The sequence below is a fragment of the Streptomyces cellostaticus genome (genome assembly GCF_001513965.1).
Classification (GTDB): domain Bacteria; phylum Actinomycetota; class Actinomycetes; order Streptomycetales; family Streptomycetaceae; genus Streptomyces; species Streptomyces cellostaticus.
Window position 1 is genome coordinate 210,586 of sequence record NZ_KQ948028.1, and the last position, 22,302, is coordinate 232,887.

Below are 22,302 nucleotides of genomic sequence, written 5' to 3' on the forward strand. Positions count from 1 at the left end.
ATCCACCCGCCTTGACCCCCGCCGGGCCGGAAGCCGCCGACGGCGAAGCCGAGGCGGACCACCCCACGACTCCCGAACGGCACCCCGATGCATCCCAACGGCCTGGCCCGCGCAGCCCTCCGCTTCAAGCCCTCCACCTTCACCGGCACCTTCATCGCCCTCGCACTGGCCGCGCTGATCGTGACGGCCTGCGGAATCCTGCTGGAGACCGGCATCCGGGCCGAGGTCCCACCCCAGCGCTACGCCCACGCCCCGGTCGTCGCCGCAGCCGACCAGCGCGCCCGCCTCGGCCACCACCACGACGACGGCGACAGCCAACCCGTCCCGGACCGAGCCCGCCTGGCCGCCTCCCTCGTCGCCGAGGCCGCCGCCGCCCCCGGCGCCCGGGCCGCCGTCGCCGACATCACCTTCCCGGTGCGCGGCCCGCACGGCACCGACGGCACCGCCCGCACCGCCCACAACTGGGCCTCCACCGCCTTCACCGCCGAGCGGCTCACCACCGGCCGCGCACCCGGCCCCGGCGAGGTCGTCCTCTCCGACGGCACCGTCGGCAGCCGCGTCACCCTCACCACCCCCGACGGCGCCCGCACCGCCTACCGCGTCTCCGGCACCGTCCAAGCCCCGGACGCCACCGCCTGGTTCGCCGACTCCGACGCCCTGCGGCACTCCGGGCACCCGGGCCGCGTCGACGCCATCGCCGTACTCCCCGAGCCGGGCGTCACCCCCGGCACCCTCAAGTCCCAGGTGGCCCGCGCTCTCGGCCACCGCGCCCTGGTCCACACCGGCGACGACCGCGGCGCCGTCGAGGATCCCTTGCTCTCCCAGGCCCGTGAACTGCTCACCGGACTCGGCGGCTCCTTCGGCGGCATCGCCACGCTCGTCGCCGTGTTCACCGCCGCCGGCACCGTCGCCCTCGGCGTCGGCCAGCGCGCCCGCGAGTTCGCCCTGTTGCGGGCCATCGGCACCACCCCGCGGCAGATCCGCCGGACCATCGCCACCGAGGCGCTGCTCGTCGCCCCGCTCGCGGGCGCGGCCGGCTGCCTGCCCGGCATCGCGCTGGCCCACTGGTGGTTCGGCCAGCTCCAGGACAAGGGGGCGATCCCGGACGCCGTCCGCCTCTCCGTCTCCTGGATTCCGCTGGTCACCGCCGTCGGCGCCGTCCTCGTCACCGCCCTGGGCGCCGGATACCTGGCCGCCCGCCGCAGCTCCCGCATCAAGCCGGGGCAGGCGCTCGGCGAGGCGTCCGTGGAGCGGCTGCGCGTCGGCTGGATCCGGACGCCCCTGGGGCTCGCCGCCGCCGTCGGAGGGTGCGTCTGCGCGGGCCTCGCGTCCACCCTCCAGGGGGAGGACGCGGCCAATGCGGCGCTCGGGATCGTGTTCCTGCTCATGCTCGCCGTAGCCCTGCTCGGCCCGCTCGTCGCCCGCGGCTGCGCCGCCCTGTTCGGGCTGCCGCTGCGCGGCGCCGGCGCCCCGGCCGCGCTCGCCGCCGCCAACTCCCGTACCAACGCCCGTCGGCTGGCCTCCGCGATCACTCCGATCGTGCTCGCCATGGCCTTCGCCTCGGTGCTGGTGTTCCTGCAGACCAGCGTGGACAAGGTCACCGCCGACCAGCAGCGCGCCGGCGTCACCGCCGACCACGTCGTCACCGCAGAGCCGGGGCTCGCCCCCGACGCCGTACGACAGGCCCGCCAGGCGCCCGGAGTCACCGCCGCCGTCGGCCTGCTGCGGACCTCGGTCCTCGTCCCGGTCGCGGGATCGCTGGAGTCGGCCTCCACCCAGGGCGTCACCGGCTCCGTGCGCGACCTGGCCGCCGTGCAGGACCTGGACGTCCGCGACGGGCGGCTCTCCCTCAAGCCCGGCGAGGTCGCCGTGGACGCCTCTCTCGCCCACGACGCCCATGTGCGCGTCGGCGAACGGCTGCACCTGTACCTGCCCGACGGCACCCGCGCCGCACCGGTGGTCGTGGCGACGTACGGCCGCGGCCTCGGCCTCTCCCAGCTCACGATGGCCCGCGCCGGCCTCGCAGCTCACGTCAGCTCCGCCTTCGACACCGAGCTGTGGACCAAGGGCGGTACGGCCACCGCGCTCGCGCCCCTCGGCACCGTCCTGGACCGCACCGGCTACTCCGCCGCCCAGTCCCTGGACCGGGAACTCAACGCCTGGGCCAACTCCGTGATGGCGGCCGTCCTCGGCGGCTTCGCGGCCGTCGCCGCCGGCAACACCCTGATGATGACCGTCCTGGACCGGCGCCGCGAACTCGGCACCCTGCGGCTGATCGGCTCCACCCGGCGGCAGATCCTGCGCATGGTCCGCTGGGAGGCCCTGCTGGTCGCCCTCGCCGGCATCGTGCTCGGCACCGCGATCGCACTGGCCACGCTGGTGCCGATGATGAAGGGGCTGACCGGGCAGGGGCCGTACATCCCCCCGCTGCTCTACGGCGCCTTCGCCGGCGGAATCCTGGTCCTCGGCCTGACCGCGGTCACCGTCCCGGCCCGGGCGGCGCTGCGCCGGGAGACACTGGAGGGGTGACCGAGACCCATCTCACCCTGGCAGAAGTCGAGGGCCTCGCCCGTAGGGCCCACGAAGGGCAGACCGACAAGGCGGGACGGCCGTACGCCGAACATCTCGCGGCCGTCGCCGAGGGCGTACGGGCCCGCGGCGGCGACGCCGAGCAGATCGCGGCGGCCTGGCTGCACGACGCCGTCGAGGACGACGCGCTGTCGGAGGAGTGGCTGATGGCAGCCGCGCTGACCGCGCGCACCAAGGCCGTCGTCCAGGCCCTCACCAAGAGGGCGGGGGAGGGGCCGGAGGCGTACGCGCGCCGGATCCTCGCCACCCCGGGCGCGCTGTTGGTGAAGGAGGCCGACCTGGCCCACAACGCCGACCCGGGCCGTCTCGCCGTCCTCGACGAGCCGACCCGGAAACGACTGACCGAGAAGTACATGCGGATGCGCAAACTTCTCGGTCTTGGGCAAGGGTGAGCGAAGGGTGAGCCGAAGGCGGGCTAGGCGGGGCTAGGCGCTGACCTTCTCGCGCTCGCGCTCCTTCTGCTGGCGCTCGCGGGCCAGTTCGGCCGCGTCCTGTCGGAAGGCCCAGTCCATTTTCGGCTCCATCGCGAAGCGGAACACCCGCTGCACCGGCCGGGTGCACAGCAGCGTGACGGCGGTGGCCGCGACGACGGTCACCGCGATCTCGCCGAGCGGGCGGTGCAGCGAAGCGTGGTCGAACCAGCCGCGGTAGTCGGCGAACTTCACCAGGAAGCCGTGCAGCAGATAGCCGTACAGGGTGCCCGCGCCGAGCGCCGTGAACCACATCCTGCGGCGCGGCACCCAGGCGAAGAAGCAGGCCGTCAGCAGCAGCGAGCAGCCCATCATCGCGAGCACCATCACCGGGCCGCACCACCACGGGGCGCCCAGCTCCTGCGCGGAGTCGCGGTGGTAGAACCACGCGGTGTTCATGCGCGGCACCGCCCACCAGCCGACCGCCAGAGCGACGGCGAACACCGGCACCGAGGCGATCCGCACCGAGCGGCGGCGCACCAGCTGGAAGTGCTCGGGCTTCATACACAGGCCGAGCACGAAGTAGGGCAGGAACTGCAGGACGCGCTGGAGGTCGAGGTCGTCACCGATGCTCGGGGTGACGGTGGCCAGCATGGCGATGCCGATGGCGAGCGGGAGCGGCCAGCGCACCAGTTTCCAGACGGGCGTGGTGAGCCGCCAGACGAACAGGGCCGCCAGGAACCAGGTCAGATACCAGGGGTCGAGGAGACTGATCTCCTCGTGGGAGCCCACGACGACGTTCTTGAAGAGCGGGTACGCGGTCTCGAACAGGACGTACGGCACGGCGACACCGGTGATCAGCCGCTTCAGCCGGTCCGGGCGCATGTCGAAACTGCGGGAGAAGAAGCCGGAGATGATGATGAACGCCGGCATGTGGAAGCTGTACACGACCGTGTACACGCCCTCCAGGATCCGGCTGTCGCCTTTCAGCGGCTCCCAGGCGTGCCCCATCGCGACGAGCACGATCGCCAGGTACTTGGCGTTGTCGAAGAACGAGTCGCGCTGTCTGCCCGGTCTGTCCGCCACCGGCCGCCGCTTCTGCGCACTCGTCGGGGTACGCGGACCGGGCACTGCGTCCACCGGCGACTGTGCCGGGGGAAGAGGGCTGCGGTTCTGGCCGGGGGACGAGGCGGCGTCAAACATCTCAGGCACCCTAGCGTCGACTGTGGGATTTCGTAAAACCCCCGCGGTCATTCCTGGTTATCGCCTTCGAGTACCCGCTGATTTACATAACTCGTCACCCCTGTCCACGTGATGGTGGGCACATCGAAGCCCGCCGTTCACCCTTGATGTCCCCATTCATCCCGACTAATTGGGGCATACGTCACCTCTGTGTCATCAATTCGAATTACCTGCGGATGTGATGTGTGGACACGGAAACGAAGTCGCGCAATTCCCTGTGCTGCCGCGCATGGATGCCCCGTCGAATTGCTGCGCGGCCCATCGCCCGCATCGGGCCGGTGTCCGACGTCGTGTCACGAGCCGCATACGGGAGCCGGGTTGGTGGCACGATGGTTCTGGCGGGGGTGCGCGGGCCGTACCCCCGGGCCGGGAGAGCGGACCGACCGAAGGTGTGATCAGTTGTGGCGATTTCAGTATCCGCGGTGCTGATGTTGGCGATCATCCTGGTGATGCTGATCCGAGGGGGGAACATCAAGACCGGCCCGGCCATCGTCGCCGCGCTCTTCGGTTTCTTCCTCGCCTCGAGCGGCATGGCGCCGTCCATCAACCGGTTCCTGAACTCCATAGCGGAGACCATCAACCAGATCAACTTCTGACCCGGTGGGGCGGACCGGCGGAGTGGGACAACTGAAGAAACGGGGGGACGTACGGGGATGGCGCTGCGCGACTCGGACCCGGCGGAAGTGGGCGGCTACCGGATCGAGGACCGCCTCGGCAGCGGCGGCATGGGTGTGGTCTACCTCGCCCGCTCGGCCTCCGGCCGTCCGCTCGCCCTGAAGGTCGTCCACGCCCAGTACGCCGACGACGAAGAGTTCCGCACCCGCTTCAGCCGCGAGGTGGCCGCCGCCCGCCAGGTCAGCGGCGCCTTCACGGCACCCGTGGTGGACGCGGACGCCGACGCGCCGCGCCCCTGGATGGCCACGCTCTACATCCCCGGCGAGGACCTCGGCACCCATGTCCGCCGCCACGGCCCGCTGCCGCCCCGCCGCCTGCGTGAACTCGCCGCCGGTCTCGCCGAGGCCCTGCGCGACATCCACCGCGCCGGCGTGGTCCACCGCGACCTGAAACCGGCCAATGTGATGCTCGCCGAGGACGGCCCCCGGGTCATCGACTTCGGCATCTCCCGCGCCGCCGACTTCGCCCCCGCCGACGCCCTCACCCAGACGGGCCGCGTGATGGGCACCCCGCCCTTCATGTCCCCCGAGCAGTTCACCTCTCCGCACGACGTCGGCCCCGCCGCCGACATCTTCTCCCTCGGCGCGGTCGTGGTGTACGCGGGCACCCGGCGCGGCCCGTTCGACGGCGCGAGCCCCTGGGAGGCGGCGACGAGGGTCGTCGAGGGCGATCCCGACCTCGACGGCGTCCCCGGCGAACTGCTCCCCTTCGTCCGCCTGTGCCTGGAGAAGCACCCCAAGTCCCGGCCGACCCCCGACGAACTCCTGCACCTGCTGCGCGAGGGGCGGCTGCCCGAACCGGGCCCGGAGCCCGTGGAGCCGGACGCCGAGCCGGTACGGCCGCGCCGGCGCTGGTGGCCGGCCGCCGTCGCCGCCCTCGCCGTCCTGGCGGCCGTGGCGGCCACGGCCGTCGCCGTCACCCGCGACGACGGCGGATCCCGGGGCACCCTCCCGGCCGGGTGGCACGCCTGGCACCGGCAGGCGTCGGACCCCTACCGCGGCAACCCGGACGTCCAGAGCCCGAGCGACTCCTTCAGCGACTGCGCCGCCACCGGAACCTCCCTCGTGTGCGCGGGCGACGGCATCATGGCCGCCCGCTTCGCGCTCGCGGACGGCAGACAGACCTACAGCAAGGGAACCGACCCGACCCCCGTCAAGTCCGGCTTCACGGGCGGTGGCGCCGTCTTCGGCACCGGCCCCGGCGGCGTGGTGTACGTCTACGGCGCCGACGACCGGGACGTGCCGGGCAAGCCGGACGAGCCCTCCGTGACCCACTACTCCATACAGGCGCTGCGGGCGGCCACCGGTGAGGTGCTCTGGCAGAAGCCCACCGCCGGGGGCCAGGGCGCTCTGCTGCCCGTCGGCACGAGCCGAAGCGGCCGCGCCGACGCGGCCTCGTCGTACCTGTCCTTCGGCGGACTCGCCAACGACACCGGCTACGCCATCCCCGTCGCCCGAGGCGTCATCACCGTGTACGGCGACGAGGGCGGGTCGTACGCCCTGCTCGGCGCCGCCCACGGCGATGTCCTGTGGAAGCGGGCGATGCCGCACAGATACACGGGCGACAAGGCCGAGTGCGGGCTGCGCGCGGCCGGTGGACGGCCGTACATGCTGTGCACGACCTACAACGACGACGGCGACGCCACCAGCACGCACATCGCCGAACTCGACCCGGGCAGTGGCCGGCCCCGCTGGTGGGTGGCGGCCGACGAAGGCCTCACCCTGCTCGGCCGGGCCCACGGCCACCTGGTCCTGTCCTCCGCCGGGGCCACCCGGCGCAAGCTGACCCTGATCGACCTCTCCTCGCACGTGCTGACGACCGTGGGCCTCAAGCAGCCGGAGGCCGGCGCGACCGCCTACGTCGGACACGAGACCGTCTACTTCACCCGCACCAGCGGCAGCCTGCACGCGGTCGACCCGCTCACCGGCCGCCTGCTGTGGCAGAGCGCCTCCACAGTCGAACAGCCCGGCCCGCCCCTGGCCACCGCCGACCGCGTCTACGTCGCCTCCGCAGCGGGCCGTCTGGCCGTCCTGGACGCACGCTCCGGCAGGGTGGTGGGGACGGCCCCCGGCCGCGACGACGGCGGCACCTCCGACTCCGGCGACCCCGCCCACACCCCCCTCGTCCTGGTCGGCGACGCCCTCTACGTCCCCTACGGCATCCGCTCCGTCTACACCCTGAACGTCAAGGACCTCTGAGCACACCGAAGGCCCGGCCCCGCCGAAGCGGGAGCCGGGCCCCTGGACCGTACAGAGCGGGCGACGGGAATCGAACCCGCGTAGCTAGTTTGGAAGATCGCGTATGCGGATCGGGGCTGAGCTGGCGAGACGCTGACCTGCGCGTTCCTGGGGTGCTCACCGATGTTCCCCGTCGCTTGCCGTCCGATCGGGCACGTGGGGGACACGCTAGTCGCTCGGCTTGGTGACCTGCTGCCAGCCGTCGACGGACCGTGTGAAGAAGAGCACGCGATAGACGTCGCGGGTCCACACCGTAGCCCCTTCCCCGTACTCAGGAAGCGCTTCGAACGCCTCTTCTTCCGAGTCGAAGCTGTACTTGCGGCCTTTCGCGTCCCGGACCATCCACTCTCCGCCGGGCACCCCTGCCAGTCCGGCCATGACGATCTTCCCTCCTCAGTGATGCGGGCGGCCGTAGCTTCAGGTTGCCTCCTTTGGGCTGGAGCTGCCCTTCCGCAGGCGCACCATCTGGCTAGTCAGCGGGCCACGCGGTCGGCGGAGTCTCAATTGCCGAGTCAAGGCGACGGGCGCCGACCGACAGCGAGGATGGCGTCCGTACTGGTCCAGGCTCTGAGGTCTGTCCTCATCCTTATCAGGTCGATCACGGGGCGTCGGAGACGTCGATCAACTCGCGCTGAGCCTCGGCTGATCGTCCGCTCGGGTTCGGCGCCGACCGCTCATGTACGTGCCTGTTGGTGTCAGCCGCTGATGTCAGCCACGGCACGTGGTCTTGACAGATGCACCCCATCTTGCCCGACGGCTGATCCCCGGCGGAAACCCGTATGGTCGGTGGCCGTTGACCTGGGGTTTCACCGTTGGGGGCCGTAGCTCGACTGTCACTGGCGGTCGTCGTTGGTCGACCTTGGGGGGCCTCGGACGGCCCAGAGACGGCCCGGCCGTGAAGCTCACAGCCGACGTCAAACAGCGGAGGCAGCCCACTGCGGCCTGATGCGTGCCAGCCCGTGCGGTCGCCGCCACGGTCGTACGGGCACAGGATGGAGATGATGGCTGGCAAGCGGGTTGGCCAGTCGCAACGCCGGGACGCGGAAGTCGGAAGGAGGTGCGACGCCATGCCCCAGTTCATGGACATCCACCACGGGATGAAGGACATCACGACCGACCAGCTGAGGGAGGCCTACCAGGATAACGTCGCCATCGAAGGGGAAGAAGGCGTCCACTTCGAGAGGGCCTGGGCGGACCCGGAGTCCGGCACGGTCTACTGCCTCTCCGAGGCTCCCTCGGCCGAAGCGGTCAAACGCATTCACGAACGCACAGGTCACCCGGCCGACGAGATCCACCCTGTCCCCCTCACCGTGTGAACAAAGCCCCCACCCGCGGAGAACCGCAGTCGGGAACGTACTGCGTCTGCTCGGCTCTGCCTGGGTTGATGGTGGACGGGATGGGAGCCCGCCACGCTCGCCACAGTGTGCCCGCAGTCGGGAACGGCGCCCCCTTCATCCCGGTGCCGAAGGGGCACGCAGGGGACACGAAGGGCTGAGCAGCCCCAGGAACGGCTGAAGGCCCAGGGAGAGGAAAACAACCTCTCACCTGGGCCTTCGGCGTACAGAGCGGGCGACGGGAATCGAACCCGCGTAGCTAGTTTGGAAGACTAGGGCTCTACCATTGAGCTACGCCCGCAACAACGCGCCGCAGGTTCGTGACCGCGGCACTGCAGAGCATCGTAGCGGGTCGCCCGCCGCGGAGGCCAACGTGTTGGACTGCGGGGATGTCACGCGTGCGGCGCTGGGATAAAGCGGCCGACGGATCCGGCCCGGGCATGTACCCTACGTGTCGCACCAGACGGGGTGTGGCGCAGCTTGGTAGCGCGTCCGCTTTGGGAGCGGAAGGCCGTGGGTTCAAATCCCGCCACCCCGACCACCGACTCGCGTCACCGCGATGATCGCCTTTTGGGGCGCTGACCGGCTGCGGTTACTATGCAAGCTGCGCGCCCGTGTGTCCCGGCCCACTCGGCCTACGAACTCCTCCGGGCGGCGAAATCCGCCGGAGCTGTCTGGCTCCGGCAGAACCCAAGAAGTCAGCCACAAGGAGACCGAACCGTGAAGAGCGCCGTGGAGACCCTGAACCCGACCCGGGTTCGGCTCACTGTCGAGGTGCCCTTCGAGGAGCTCAAGGACAGCCTCGACGCGGCGTACAAGAAGATCAACCAGCAGGTCACGGTGAAGGGCTTCCGCAAGGGCAAGATCCCTGCCCGCGTCATCGACCAGCGGTTCGGCCGCGGTGCGGTGCTGGAGGAGGCGGTCAACGACGCGCTTCCGAAGTTCTACACCGAAGCGGTCAACGAGGCCGAGCTCAACGTCCTCGGCCAGCCCGAGGTCGACATCACCGAGCTGAAGGACGGCGAGACGCTGAACTTCACCGCCGAGGTCGACATCCGCCCGGCCCTCGAGATCCCGGACTACTCCGGCATCGAGGTCGAGGTCGACGCCGTCGAGGTCACCGACGAGGACGTCGAGAAGTCGGTCGAACAGCTGCGCGAGCGCTTCGCCTCCACCTCCCCGGTCGAGCGCGCCGCCGAGGACGGCGACGTGGTCACCATCGACCTGGAGGCCAAGGTCGACGGCGAGGTCCTCGAGGACGGCATCGCCAACGGCGTCTCCTACACCATCGGCTCCGGCGAGCTGCTGGACGGCATCGACGACGCCGTCAAGGGCCTGGAGGCCGGTGGCGAGGCCACCTTCACCTCCGAGCTGAAGGGCGGCTCCGCCGCGGGCAAGGAGTCCGAGGTCACCGTCAAGGTCACCCAGGTCGCCGCCCGTGAACTGCCCGAGCTGGACGACGAGTTCGCGCAGCTCGCCTCCGAGTTCGACACCCTGGACGAGCTGAAGGCCGACAGCCGCAAGCGCCTGGCCAACATGAAGCAGTACGACCAGGCCACCCAGGCCCAGGAGCGCGTCCTGGAGAAGCTCCTCGAGCTGGTCGAGGTCCCGGTCCCCGAGAAGCTGCTCGAGGACGAGATCAACACCCGCAAGCACAACCTGGAGCACCACCAGCTCGGCCAGATGGGCCTCACCCTCGACAAGTACCTGGAGATCCAGGGCAAGACCGCCGAGGAGTTCGACGCCGAGACCCGCGAGGCCGCGGTCAAGGGCATCAAGACCCAGTTCGTCCTCGACGAGCTGGTCAAGAAGGAGAGCCTCAACGTCAACCAGGAGGAGCTCACCGAGCACCTCATGCGGCGTGCAGCCTCCTCCGGCATGTCCCCCGACCAGTTCGCCCAGGCCGTCGTCGAGGGCGGCCAGGTTCCGCTCCTGGTCGGCGAGGTCGCCCGCGGCAAGGCCCTGGCCGTCGTGGTCGAGGCCGCCACGGTGAAGGACACGAACGGCGAGGTCATCGACCTGGACGACGAGGACGAGACCGAGGCCGCCATCGAGACGGTCGAGGCCGCCGAGGGCGCCGCCGAGGCCGCGGACGAGGAGAAGGCCGAGGGCTGAGCGGCCCTGCGGCGCCTCTGACGACGTAGACGGGCCCCTGGGAGTGTGTCTCCCAGGGGCCTTGTCGTACCGCGGGCAGCGGCCGACCCGAGGGGCACGGGGCTGTACCGATATGCGGCTCCGCCGCGGGGCGCGACCGGCCCCCACGCACCCGCAGCCATCCGTGACGGGTGGGCACCACGGCGCTACGCCCCCGGCGAACACCCGCTTCTCCGGGATTCCCCGAAGGGGCCTGAGCGTTAGGGTCCATGAATACGAGGGCAGGGGAGTCCCCTGAAACCCCCGGCAGGACCTTGCAGGACAACGTGAGACGGCCCGGCGCCGTCGTAAGACGAGCAGGTGGATACGTGACGAATCTGATGCCCTCCGCTGCCGGCGAGCCTTCCATCGGTGGTGGCCTCGGCGACCAGGTCTACAACCGGCTGCTCGGCGAGCGGATCATCTTCCTCGGCCAGCAGGTCGACGACGACATCGCCAACAAGATCACCGCACAGCTGCTGCTCCTCGCCGCCGACCCGACGAAGGACATCTACCTCTACATCAACAGCCCCGGCGGCTCGGTGACGGCCGGTATGGCGATCTACGACACCATGCAGTACATCCCGAACGACGTGGTCACGATCGGCATGGGCATGGCGGCCTCGATGGGCCAGTTCCTGCTCACCGGCGGCACCTCCGGCAAGCGCTTCGCCCTGCCGCACACGGACATCATGATGCACCAGGGCTCCGCGGGCCTCGGCGGTACGGTCTCGGACATCAAGATCCAGGCCCAGTACCTGCTGCGTACCAAGAAGACCATGTCCGAGCTGACCGCTCTGCACTCCGGCCAGACCGTCGAGACGATCATCCGCGACGGCGACCGCGACCGCTGGTTCACCCCGGAAGAGGCCAAGGAGTACGGTCTCATTGACGAGATCATCACGCACGCCTCGGGTGTTCCGGGAGGCGGCGGCACCGGTGCCTGACCGGCCCGGCCACGCCACGCACCGCCACGACCCCAGCCCCCAGAACGCCACCAGGACGGTGAACACCCTCATGAGCAACTTCCACGGCGCCGCCAGCGGCATGTACGAAGGGCCCCGGCCCGACAGCCGCTACGTCATCCCGCGCTTCGTCGAGCGCACCTCCCAGGGCATCCGCGAGTACGACCCGTACGCGAAGCTCTTCGAGGAGCGCGTGATCTTCCTGGGCGTCCAGATCGACGACGCCTCCGCCAACGACGTCATGGCGCAGCTGCTGTGCCTGGAGTCGATGGACCCCGACCGGGACATCTCGATCTACATCAACAGCCCCGGCGGCGACATGACGGCCCTGACGGCCATCTACGACACGATGCAGTTCGTGAAGCCGGACATCCAGACGGTGTGCATGGGCCAGGCGGCCTCCGCCGCGGCCATCCTGCTCGCCGCCGGTACGCCGGGCAAGCGCATGGCGCTGCCGAACTCCCGGGTGCTGATCCACCAGCCGGCCGGCTCCACCGGCCGCGGTCAGCTCTCCGACCTGGAGATCATCGCCAACGAGTTCACCCGGATGCGTGAGCAGCTGGAGAACATGCTGGCCAAGCACTCCAACCGGCCGATCGAGAAGGTCCGCGAGGACATCGAGCGCGACAAGATCCTCACGGCCGAGGAAGCGCTCGAGTACGGCATCGTCGACCAGATCATCTCCACCCGGAAGATGAACAACGCATCGGTCCGCTGACCCGGAGCGGCAACTCTCAGGCCCCCTTGGCAGGGAGCACGTCAAAGTGAACCCTGCCAAGGGGGACCCGAACACGGGGCCCGGCAAGGTACCGTCGGACATAAGGCAGCACCAGGAGCCGCTGGACTCGAAAGCGTCCGGGCGTCTCCCAGGCGAAGGGGAAGCACACCGTGGCACGCATCGGTGACGGCGGCGATCTGCTCAAGTGCTCGTTCTGCGGCAAGAGCCAGAAGCAGGTCAAGAAGCTCATCGCAGGGCCCGGTGTGTACATCTGCGACGAGTGCATCGATCTCTGCAACGAGATCATCGAGGAGGAGCTCGCGGAGACGAGCGAGGTGCGCTGGGAGGAGCTCCCGAAGCCCCGCGAGATCTACGAGTTCCTGGAGGGCTACGTAGTCGGCCAGGAAGCCGCCAAGAAAGCCCTCTCGGTCGCGGTGTACAACCACTACAAGCGGGTCCAGGCGGGTGAGAACGGCGGCGCCCAAGGCCGCGACGACGCCATCGAGTTGGCGAAGTCCAACATCCTGCTCCTCGGCCCCACGGGCTCCGGCAAGACCCTGCTGGCCCAGACCCTGGCCCGCATGCTGAACGTCCCGTTCGCCATCGCCGACGCGACGGCGCTGACGGAGGCGGGCTACGTGGGCGAGGACGTCGAGAACATCCTCCTGAAGCTGATCCAGGCGGCCGACTACGACGTCAAGAAAGCCGAAACCGGCATCATCTACATCGACGAGATCGACAAGGTAGCCCGGAAGAGCGAAAACCCTTCGATCACCCGCGACGTCTCCGGTGAGGGCGTGCAGCAGGCGCTCCTCAAGATCCTCGAGGGCACCACGGCCTCCGTCCCGCCCCAGGGCGGCCGCAAGCACCCCCACCAGGAGTTCATCCAGATCGACACGACGAACGTCCTGTTCATCGTGGGCGGCGCCTTCGCGGGCCTGGAGAAGATCATCGAGTCCCGGGCCGGCGCGAAGGGCATCGGCTTCGGCGCGACGATCCGCTCCAAGCGCGAGCTGGAGGCCAAGGACCAGTTCGAGGACGTCATGCCCGAGGACCTGGTCAAGTTCGGCATGATCCCGGAGTTCATCGGCCGGCTCCCGGTGATCACCTCGGTCCACAACCTGGACCGTGAGGCCCTGCTCCAGATCCTGGTGGAGCCCCGCAACGCGCTCGTCAAGCAGTACCAGCGCCTCTTCGAACTCGACGGCGTGGAACTGGACTTCGAGCGCGAGGCCCTGGAGGCCATCGCCGACCAGGCCATCCTCCGCCAGACCGGCGCCCGAGGCCTGCGCGCCATCATGGAAGAGGTCCTGATGTCCGTGATGTACGAGGTCCCGTCCCGCAAGGACGTGGCCCGGGTCGTCATCACGGCGGATGTCGTCCACTCGAACGTGAACCCGACCCTGATCCCGCGGGACGCCCGCGGGCGGGGTTCGGGGGAGCAGAAGACAGCCTGAGCTTCTCGGCGCCGACGGGCAGGCACCCTGTGTTGGGTGCCTGCCCGTCGGCCTGTCAGACCAGTGCCGATCGGATCGAGCCATCGTTCCGGCGGCAACTGGAGCCCTCCCTGTTTCCGTGATCAAATCAGCCCGACCAGGTCAGACGTGCGTTCGAATGTCTGGCTGTGCAAAACGGGAGGACTCCGAATGACTTTCCAGAGGGTGAAGCGCATGGTGGCCGCGGCCGGTGTGGTGGTGGCGGCAGGGGCCCTGCCGATCCTCGTGGCCTCGCCGGCGAGCGCCACGCAGGGCGACTGCTCCAACTACGTGGCCACGCATGGATACCGCGCCGGCGTGAAGGTGAAGGCGGCGTGCGGCAACAAGGCAATGCCCTTCCCTGGCGGCCCCGACATCGCCAATCCGTACTGTATCTACGATCTGGTGGCCCTCGGCGTGAGTAACGGCGTTGCCAACGAGGCGTGTGTACGAGCCTGACCATGCAGTGAAGGCGGCTCGGTACCACCGAGCCGCCTTCTGCGATGCGGGAGTGCTGCTACGGGGCCCTCAGGCCTTGACGCGTACGTCCTTGCGGAGCTTGGCGGTGATCTCCGCGGCTTCGCCGAGGGACATGCTCTTGCCCGCCATCGCGCTGGCCACGTCGGCGTTGATGGTCACGCCGACGGTGCTGTGGTCGCCCCAGATGCACACCGGCATGATCATCTGCTTCGGACCCGAGGAACCGGCGCCCGATCCACTCATGTCCAGCTTCACGGACTGGCACTTCAAGACGGCGCCGTCGAGGCCCGCCGGCTCCTGCTCCTCGGGGCTGCCGACCAGCGTGCCCTTGGTGTCGTCGCCGCTCTGGTCCTTCTCGGAGTCCTTCTTCATGTTGGCGAACATCGCGTCGACGACGGCAGCGGGGTCGTCGATCTGGCCGTAGACGCCGCCGAACTTCAGCATCTTCATGGCGAGGGGGTTGCTCTTGTCGCCGGACTGGTATTCCGCGCCCACTGACTTGGCGTTCTTGACGCCGGCCTTCCGGGCAGCCGACACATCGCTGTCCGTCATGGCGTCGTCGTTGGAGCTGGCACCCTTCTGGTACTCACCGTTGATCACGCTGGTCGGAGTGATCAGCTTGTGCGGGCCGTCGTCCGCGACATCGCTGCTGCCGCCCTTGTTGAGCAGGAAGGCCGCGGCCACCGCGACGGCCGCCACGACCGCCACGGCCCCGATGATCAGACCCGTCTTCTTCTTGCCGCCGCCCGCGACCGGCGGCTGCGGGACGCCGTAGGGCTGCTGGCCGTACGGCGGCTGCTGGCCGTACGCGTTCGGCTGCTGCGGCACGCCCTGCTGCGGGTAGCCGTACCCGGGCTGCGGCGGGGCCGGAGGAGCCTGCTGGGGGTAGCCATAGCCGGGCTGGGGTGCCTGCGGCTGCTGGCCGTAGGGGCCCGGCTGGCCGTACGGCCCGGGCTGCTGGGGCTGTCCACCGTACGGGCCCGGCTGGTTGTAGCTCATGAACTTCTCAGTCCCCTCCGTTGCTTATGCGTTCTTCACATCTTGGCGTGCCGCCTCGTGGTGCGGGTTGGCGGGGGGTCTATTGATGCTCAGTTGTTGAAGTCCTGTGCCTGTAGCCGGATGTACTCGGCTACGGCGGCTACGGATTGGGGCACTGCTGACGAGGCGAAGTATGACTCCGACCAGACACGGACCTGTTCGGCCGCCGGTGTCGAGCCGGTTTGCTGGCGCACTGCCCGGGCTGCCGAGCGTCTGAACCGCCTGGCCAACTGCGCGATCGAGTGCTCTGCTGGATAGGCGACAACGAAATGAATGTGGTCAGCCGCACCGGCGAACTCCGTCACCTCCGTGTCGGCTTCAGCAGCGGCTGCACGGATCGCCTGCTCGCTGACCCGGAGCAATGGGTCAGTGAGCAATGTGCGGCAGCTGTCCGTCGCGAATGCCAGCCGTGCCTGGAGGCTGTGAAACCGCGTGGTGGGGCGCCCCTTCATGGGCCTGGGGCTCGACGGTGCCTGCCTCCGCCGTTTTGAGGGATGAGCGGACCTCCATGCGTCCAGCGCCGAGCGCGTCCAGCTGGGTGTGCGCCCTGTGTAGGTCGGGATCGGAAAGTCGTTCGGGCGTGAGTTGAGGACGTAGATCGCCTGGAGGGAGATACCCAGGTAGTCGGCTGCCTGAGCTGGAGTGAACTGCGTGTCCATCATGGATTTCACCGTATGACAGGCAAGTTGAGCTTGTCTGTCATACGGTTGGGGCGGTGGCAGAGGGACGGCTGCAGGGGGAGAGAGGCGGTGGCGGTGTCACGGCGACGCGGACGTGTGCAGCGGGAGAACATCGCGGATTCTGGGCGTAAGTACCGCCTGTACCCCACGCCTCACCAGGCGGAGCGACTCCGCGAATGGGGCCACACCTGCCGCGCCGTTTGGAATGTGGCCTTGGAGCAGCGGACCTACGTGTACCGGCAGCGTGGCAGGACTCTGCGCGCTGACGAGCAGTGCCGCTTTCTGACGCAGGCGCGACATGATCTTGAGTGGATCGGGGATCTGCCGTCCCAAGCGCCGCAGCAAGTCCTTCGTCACCTTGATCGTGCCTTCGACAACTTCTGGAATCCGGAACACCCAGCCGAGTTCCCCCGCTTCAAGAAGCGGACCGCATGCGTGGTGATCCCTCTCCCGGGACAGGCCGTTCGCGTGACCAAGCTGAACCGCAGGTGGGCGTGTGTCAGGATCCCCAAGCTCGGTGAGGTCAGGTTCAGGCTGACTCGCTCCCTCGGGGGTCTGATCAAGAACGCCTCCATTCGCGTCGACGGAGCCGGCCGGTGGTGTATCGCCTTCGGTGTCCGCGTCGGAAGGCCAGAAGCTCCGCCCAACGGGCAGCCATGCGTGGGGGTGGACTTCGGCGTGAAGCAGTCGGCGTACCTGTCGGATGAAACAGCTCCCCGGCTCATGCGTAGGACGCTGACCGATGGCGAGAAGCGCCGACTGGCGGGGTTGGAACGTCGTAGAGAGCGTCAGATCAAGCAGGCCAAACGACACCAGGGAGGGCGATACAGTAACCGGCTGAAGAGGACACTCCGTGCCATTGCGGAGTTGAAGGCCCGGCAAGCCCGTCGCCGACTGGACTTCACGCACAAGCTCACTACCGACCTTGCCAAGAGCCACGGCCTGGTCGCCATCGAAGACCTTCGCGTGAAGCAGATGACAAGGAGCGCCAAGGGCACACAGGACGCGCCTGGTGTGCGTGTCTCACAGAAATCTGGCCTCAATCGGGCCATTCTCGACAATATGCCCGGCGAACGGCGTCGTCAGCTCGCCTACAAGTGTCCCGCCAGCGGCTCCGTTCTTGTCGTGGTTCCGCCTGCCGGGACCTCACAGACGTGCGGTGTCTGCCGAGTCTGGGACCCGGCATCACGCGTCAGCCGTGACACCTTCGTCTGCACCTCATGTGGGCACACCGACGACGCGGACCATAACGCCTCGGTGGTGATCCTCGATCGCGCACTGCACATCGACACATTGCCGCAGGACATTGCGGTGAACAGCACGCAGCGGCAGCCCCTCGTGGGCGGGCCGTGGCTCGCACCCATGCGGGCACGCGTGAACCCCTGATCCTTCCGTCCGTGGCGGTCCAGGCCGCGGCGGGCATCGAAGGCCATCAGGAATCCCCGCAGTGGATCATCGCGGGGAGGATGTCAAAGAACAAACGCGTTTCGGCACTGCTCCCTGGCGCCTCTAAACTGTGCCCGTGACCGAGAACGCTCAGCAGCAGCCACCCGCGCCCGACACCGAACTGCCGACCCAGTACGCGCCGGCCGATGTAGAGGGGCCGCTGTACGAGCGCTGGGTAGAGCGCGGTTACTTCGAGGCGGACGAGAAGAGCGACAAGCCGTCGTACACGGTCGTCATCCCGCCGCCGAACGTCACCGGCAGCCTCCACCTGGGCCACGCCTTCGAGCACACCCTCATCGACGCCCTGACCCGTCGTAAGCGCATGCAGGGGTTCGAGACCCTGTGGCAGCCGGGCATGGACCACGCCGGCATCGCCACGCAGAACGTCGTCGAGCGGGAGCTCGGCAAGGAAGGCAAGTCGCGGCACGACCTCGGCCGCGAGGCCTTCGTCGAGCGTGTCTGGCAGTGGAAGGCCGAGTCCGGCGGCCAGATCAGCGGGCAGATGCGGCGCCTGGGTGACGGTGTCGCCTGGTCGCGCGAGCGCTTCACGATGGACGAGGGGCTCTCGCAGGCCGTTCAGACCATCTTCAAGCGGCTCTACGACGACGAGCTCATCTACCGCGCCGAGCGCATCATCAACTGGTGTCCGCGCTGTCTGACGGCCATCTCCGACATCGAGGTCGAGTACCAGGACGACGACGGCGAGCTCGTGTCGATGACGTACGGGGAGGGGGACGAGACCATCGTCGTCGCCACCACCCGTGCCGAGACCATGCTCGGTGACACCGCCGTCGCCGTTCACCCCGAGGACGAGCGGTACAAGCACCTGGTCGGCAAGCTCATCAGGCTGCCGCTCACCGACCGCTCCATCCCGGTCGTCGCGGACGAGCACGTCGACCCCGAGTTCGGCACCGGCGCCGTCAAGGTCACCCCGGCCCACGACCCGAACGACTTCGAGATCGGCCAGCGGCACAACCTGCCGTCCATCACCGTGATGGACGAGCACGCCGTCATCACCGCCCATGGCCCCTTCCAGGGCCTGGACCGGCTGGAGGCCCGCTCCGCCATCGTCGCCGCGCTGCGCGCCGAGGGCCGGATCGTCGCCGAGAAGCGGCCGTACGTCCACAGCGTCGGCCACTGCTCGCGCTGCAAGACGACGATCGAGCCCCGCCTGTCCATGCAGTGGTGGGTCAAGGTCGGCCCGCTGGCGAAGGCCGCCGGTGACGCCGTCCGCGAGGGCAAGGTCAAGATCCATCCGCAGGAGATGGAGAAGCGGTACTTCGACTGGGTCGACAACCTCCACGACTGGTGCATCTCGCGGCAGTTGTGGTGGGGTCACCGGATTCCCGTCTGGTACGGCCCGGAGGGTGAAGTCGTCTGCGTCGGCCCCGACGAGCAGCCGCCCACGGGTGAGGGCTGGCACCAGGACACCGACGTCCTCGACACCTGGTTCTCCTCCGGCCTGTGGCCCTTCTCCACGCTGGGCTGGCCCGAGCAGACCGAGTCGCTCGCGAAGTTCTACCCGAACTCCGTCCTGGTCACCGGCTACGACATCCTCTTCTTCTGGGTCGCCCGGATGATGATGTTCGGCCTGTACGCGATGGACGGCACCCCGCCGTTCCACACCATCGCCCTGCACGGCATGGTCCGCGACCAGTTCGGCAAGAAGATGTCGAAGTCCTTCGGCAACGCGGTCAACCCGCTGGACTGGATGGACAAGTACGGCAGCGATGCGCTGAGGTTCACGCTCGCCCGTGGCGCCAACCCCGGCGTCGACGTCCCGATCGGCGAGGACTGGGTCCAGGGCTCCCGCAACTTCGCCAACAAGATCTGGAACGCGACGCGCTTCGCGCTGATGAACGGCGCGACGGTGGACGGCCCGCTGCCGGACCCGTCGGCGATGTCGGCGACGGACCGCTGGATCCTGTCCCGGCTCAACTCCGTCATCGCCGAAGTCGACGCGTTCTACGACGACTTCCAGTTCGCCAAGCTCTCCGACGCCCTCTTCCACTTCGCGTGGGACGAGGTCTTCGACTGGTACGTCGAGCTGTCCAAGACGACGTTCCAGGCGGGCGGCGAGGCGGCCGAGGTCAGCAAGCGGGTCCTGGGCGAGGTCCTGGACGTCACGCTGAAGCTGCTGCACCCGGTGGTCCCGTTCGTCACCGAGACCCTGTGGACCACCCTGACGGGCGGCGAGTCGGTCGTCATCGCCGAGTGGCCGAAGGCTGTGTCTGTTCCTGGTGCTGACGCACCGGGGGGCTTCCGTGACGCGGCCGCCGAGCGGGAGATCGAGTCCCTCCAGTCGGTCATCACCGAGGTCCGCCGCTTCCGCGCCGACCAGGGCCTGCAGCCTGGCCAGCGCGTCCCGGCCCGCCTGACCCTCGACGGCACGGCCCTCGCCCCGCACGAGGCCGCCATCCGCCAGCTCCTGCGTCTCCAGCCGGAGGGCGAGTCCTTCACGGCGACGGCGACCCTCCCGGTCGCCGGTGCCGAGGTCGCCCTCGACCTCTCCGGCACGATCGACGTGGCCGCCGAGCGCAAGCGCCTCGCGAAGGACCTGGCCGCCGCCGAGAAGGAGAAGGCCCAGGCCACGGCCAAGCTCGGCAACGAGGCGTTCCTGGCCAAGGCCCCGGACCAGGTGGTCGACAAGATCCGCGGCCGCCTGGCCAAGGCGGACGAGGACATCGCGCGCATCCAGGCCCAGCTGGACAGGCTGCCGCAGGCGTAGTACGGCACCGATGGCCCCCGGAACTGTCTGGTTCCGGGGGCCAACGCGCGCCCGGGGGCCGGTTTCGCACGACTGCCCGCAGCTGAGCGCCCTGAAGGAACGCGGGGCCCTGTCGATATGCGGCTCCGCCGCGTGGGCGCGACAAGCCACGACCGAACCGCAGCCGGCCGGCACGACCAGCCACCCCGAACCGGCCGCAAGAGCCACCGCACGCTTTGTCACTGCGGCTCCGTAGACTGGCCCCGTGAGCGACAACCCCGGCATCAGTGACACCCCCGACCCCCTCGGCGCCTTCGAAGAGATCATCGCCGAGGAAACCGACCGCGACCCCGACCTCGCGGTCATCGAGGCGGGCAGCCGGACGCTGCGTACCCAGGGCGGCCGGCCGCACGCCGACGTACCCGCGCGCCCCGAGGACCCGGAGGTCGACAAGGCCCTGCGCGAGGTCGAGACGGAGCTGGCCACGCGCTGGGGCGAGACCAAGCTGGAGCCCTCCGTCAGCCGCATCGCCGCGCTGATGGACGTGCTGGGCGAGCCCCAGCGGTCGTACCCGTCCCTGCACATCACGGGCACCAACGGCAAGACCTCCACCGCCCGCATGATCGAGGCCCTGCTGGGCGCCTTCGAGCTGCGCACCGGCCGGTACACCAGCCCGCACGTGCAGTCGATCACCGAGCGGATCAGCCTGGACGGCGCCCCGATCGCCGCCGAGCGGTTCATCGAGACGTACCAGGACATCAAGCCGTACATCGAGATGGTCGACGCGCAGCAGGAGTTCCGGCTGTCCTTCTTCGAGGTGCTCACCGCCATGGCGTACGCGGCCTTCGCGGACGCGCCGGTGGACGTCGCCGTGGTCGAGGTCGGCATGGGCGGCAGCTGGGACGCGACGAACGTGATCGACGGCGATGTCGCGGTGATCACCCCCATCGGTCTCGATCACACCGACCGGCTGGGGGAGACGACGGCGGAGATCGCCGGCGAGAAGGGCGGCGTCATCAAGCAGGGCGCGACCGTGATCCTGGCGCAGCAGCCGGTGGACGCGGCGCAGGTGCTGCTGAAGAAGGCCGTCGAGGTCGACGCGACCGTGGCCCGGGAGGGGCTGGAGTTCGGGGTCGTGGCCCGGCAGGTCGCCGTCGGCGGGCAGCTGCTCACCCTGCGCGGTCTGGGCGGCGAGTACCCCGAGGTGTACCTGCCCCTGCACGGCGGCCACCAGGCGCACAACGCGGCCGTGGCGCTCGCCGCCGTGGAGGCGTTCTTCGGCGTCGGCGCGCTGCGCGCGGAGTCGCTGGACATCGACACCGTGCGCAAGGCCTTCGCGGCCGTCTCCTCGCCGGGGCGGCTGGAGGTCGTACGGCGCTCGCCCACGGTCGTGCTGGACGCGGCGCACAATCCGGCGGGCGCGGAGGCCACCGCCGAGGCCGTGCGGGAGGCGTTCGACTTCAGCCGGCTGATCGGTGTGGTCGGGGCGAGCGCCGACAAGAACGTGCGGGGGCTGCTGGAGGCCTTCGAGCCGATCTTCGCCGAGGTCGTCGTCACGCAGAACTCCACGCCCCGTGCGATGGACGCGGACGAGCTGGCCGCGATCGCCGTCGAGGTGTTCGGCGAGGACCGGGTCCAGGTTGAGCCGCGGCTGCCCGATGCCCTGGAGGCCGCGATCACGCTGGCCGAGGAGGAGGGCGAGTTCGCGGGCGGCGGGGTGCTGGTCACCGGCTCGGTCATCACGGTGGGCGAGGCCCGCCTGCTGCTGGGGAAGGGCTGAGGATTCGTCGTGCGTACGTTGTGTTCATCGACGCTGATCGGTGAGTTCTGCATCATCGGGTTCGCGGGGCTCGTGGCCATGAAGGACCCGGGCCTGTCCACGTCGACGGTGTGGCTGGTCAGCGGTATCGCCATGGTCCTGTGCGTGCTGCTGTGCGGCATGGTGACCCGGCCGGGCGGCGTCGCCCTCGGCTGGGCCCTTCAGCTCGCCCTGATCGCCTCCGGCGTCTTCGTCCCGACGATGTACTTCATGGGTGCGGTCTTCGCGGCCCTGTGGTGGGCGTCGGTGCACTACGGCAGAAAGATCGACGAGGCCAAGGCCCGCTTCGCGGCGCAGGCGGAGTCCTCCTCCGCTACACCTGACGCTGCGTGACAGCAACACGGACACGCCCTG

The 22,302-nt window shown here is 69.3% G+C and carries 18 protein-coding genes and 2 tRNA genes; 15 read left to right on the forward strand and 5 right to left on the reverse strand.

Features of this window, described 5'->3' with window-relative positions:
- The first annotated feature begins 87 nt into the window (after positions 1-87).
- Together AQI88_RS25700 and AQI88_RS25705 are read left to right on the forward strand one after the other, a co-directional pair.
- Positions 88-2,529 (forward strand): FtsX-like permease family protein, encoded by a 2,442-nt coding sequence (locus AQI88_RS25700; RefSeq protein ID WP_067003536.1) that lies wholly within the window; start codon positions 88-90, stop codon positions 2,527-2,529.
- Positions 2,526-2,981 carry an HD domain-containing protein gene (locus AQI88_RS25705; RefSeq protein ID WP_067003539.1) on the forward strand — a complete coding sequence of 152 codons (456 nt, stop codon included), beginning with the start codon at positions 2,526-2,528 and terminating at the stop codon, positions 2,979-2,981. The genes AQI88_RS25700 and AQI88_RS25705 overlap by 4 nt, the downstream gene beginning before the upstream one ends.
- A 33-nt stretch (positions 2,982-3,014) precedes the next feature.
- Here AQI88_RS25705 and AQI88_RS25710 read toward each other — a convergent pair whose 3' ends face one another.
- The gene (locus tag AQI88_RS25710; protein WP_398698704.1) at positions 3,015-4,130 is read right to left on the reverse strand and encodes an acyltransferase family protein; all 1,116 of its coding nucleotides are present in this window, start codon (positions 4,128-4,130) and stop codon (positions 3,015-3,017) included.
- A gap of 512 nt (positions 4,131-4,642) precedes the next feature.
- Between AQI88_RS25710 and AQI88_RS25715 the strand changes: the two genes are divergently transcribed.
- Entirely contained in the window at positions 4,643-4,837 is a 195-nt protein-coding gene (locus AQI88_RS25715; protein WP_067003544.1) for a hypothetical protein, read from the forward strand.
- A gap of 57 nt (positions 4,838-4,894) precedes the next feature.
- Positions 4,895-7,114, forward strand: coding sequence for a protein kinase domain-containing protein (locus AQI88_RS25720; RefSeq protein WP_067003546.1), 2,220 nt, complete (start codon positions 4,895-4,897; stop codon positions 7,112-7,114).
- A 207-nt stretch (positions 7,115-7,321) separates the two neighbouring features.
- Here AQI88_RS25720 and AQI88_RS25725 read toward each other — a convergent pair whose 3' ends face one another.
- Positions 7,322-7,531 (reverse strand): hypothetical protein, encoded by a 210-nt coding sequence (locus AQI88_RS25725; protein WP_067003548.1) that lies wholly within the window; start codon positions 7,529-7,531, stop codon positions 7,322-7,324.
- A gap of 689 nt (positions 7,532-8,220) precedes the next feature.
- Between AQI88_RS25725 and AQI88_RS25730 the strand changes: the two genes are divergently transcribed.
- A complete protein-coding gene (locus AQI88_RS25730; protein WP_067003621.1) occupies positions 8,221-8,469 on the forward strand; it encodes an SCO4226 family nickel-binding protein in 249 nt (82 codons plus the stop codon).
- A 248-nt stretch (positions 8,470-8,717) separates the two neighbouring features.
- On the opposite strand, the gene AQI88_RS25735 is transcribed toward AQI88_RS25730, so the two are convergent.
- Positions 8,718-8,788 (reverse strand) — tRNA-Gly (locus tag AQI88_RS25735).
- A 163-nt stretch (positions 8,789-8,951) separates the two neighbouring features.
- Between AQI88_RS25735 and AQI88_RS25740 the strand changes: the two genes are divergently transcribed.
- The 6 genes from AQI88_RS25740 to AQI88_RS25765 all read left to right on the forward strand — a co-directional run bounded on the left by AQI88_RS25740 (position 8,952) and on the right by AQI88_RS25765 (position 14,237).
- Positions 8,952-9,028, forward strand: a tRNA-Pro gene (locus AQI88_RS25740).
- Positions 9,029-9,207: 179 nt separating this feature from the next.
- On the forward strand, positions 9,208-10,602 hold the full coding sequence (gene tig / locus AQI88_RS25745; RefSeq protein ID WP_067003550.1) for a trigger factor: 1,395 nt from the start codon (positions 9,208-9,210) through the stop codon (positions 10,600-10,602).
- A gap of 359 nt (positions 10,603-10,961) precedes the next feature.
- A complete protein-coding gene (locus tag AQI88_RS25750; protein ID WP_067003623.1) occupies positions 10,962-11,567 on the forward strand; it encodes an ATP-dependent Clp protease proteolytic subunit in 606 nt (201 codons plus the stop codon).
- A gap of 70 nt (positions 11,568-11,637) precedes the next feature.
- Positions 11,638-12,303, forward strand: a complete 666-nt coding sequence (locus tag AQI88_RS25755; RefSeq protein ID WP_067003625.1) for an ATP-dependent Clp protease proteolytic subunit — start codon at positions 11,638-11,640, stop codon at positions 12,301-12,303.
- 170 nt (positions 12,304-12,473) lie between these two features.
- Complete coding sequence (gene clpX / locus AQI88_RS25760) at positions 12,474-13,760, forward strand: ATP-dependent Clp protease ATP-binding subunit ClpX (protein WP_067003552.1); 1,287 nt, start codon at positions 12,474-12,476, stop codon at positions 13,758-13,760.
- Between the two features lie 204 nt (positions 13,761-13,964).
- On the forward strand, positions 13,965-14,237 hold the full coding sequence (locus AQI88_RS25765) for a hypothetical protein (RefSeq protein WP_208615899.1): 273 nt from the start codon (positions 13,965-13,967) through the stop codon (positions 14,235-14,237).
- Positions 14,238-14,306: 69 nt separating this feature from the next.
- Here AQI88_RS25765 and AQI88_RS25770 read toward each other — a convergent pair whose 3' ends face one another.
- Complete coding sequence (locus tag AQI88_RS25770; protein ID WP_067003557.1) at positions 14,307-15,257, reverse strand: hypothetical protein; 951 nt, start codon at positions 15,255-15,257, stop codon at positions 14,307-14,309.
- Between the two features lie 89 nt (positions 15,258-15,346).
- Entirely contained in the window at positions 15,347-15,958 is a 612-nt protein-coding gene (tnpA, locus tag AQI88_RS25775; protein ID WP_079057791.1) for an IS200/IS605 family transposase, read from the reverse strand.
- Positions 15,959-16,072: 114 nt separating this feature from the next.
- Here tnpA and AQI88_RS25780 point away from each other — a divergent pair, with 114 nt between their 5' ends.
- From AQI88_RS25780 to AQI88_RS25795, 4 genes are all read left to right on the forward strand, one after another.
- On the forward strand, positions 16,073-17,362 hold the full coding sequence (locus tag AQI88_RS25780) for an RNA-guided endonuclease InsQ/TnpB family protein (protein WP_079057792.1): 1,290 nt from the start codon (positions 16,073-16,075) through the stop codon (positions 17,360-17,362).
- Positions 17,363-17,498: 136 nt separating this feature from the next.
- Entirely contained in the window at positions 17,499-20,150 is a 2,652-nt protein-coding gene (locus AQI88_RS25785) for a valine--tRNA ligase (RefSeq protein ID WP_067003561.1), read from the forward strand.
- Between the two features lie 244 nt (positions 20,151-20,394).
- Positions 20,395-21,909, forward strand: a complete 1,515-nt coding sequence (gene folC, locus AQI88_RS25790) for a bifunctional tetrahydrofolate synthase/dihydrofolate synthase (protein ID WP_067003563.1) — start codon at positions 20,395-20,397, stop codon at positions 21,907-21,909.
- 9 nt (positions 21,910-21,918) lie between these two features.
- Positions 21,919-22,281, forward strand: coding sequence for a DUF4233 domain-containing protein (locus AQI88_RS25795; protein WP_067003565.1), 363 nt, complete (start codon positions 21,919-21,921; stop codon positions 22,279-22,281).
- Positions 22,282-22,302: the final 21 nt, after the last annotated feature.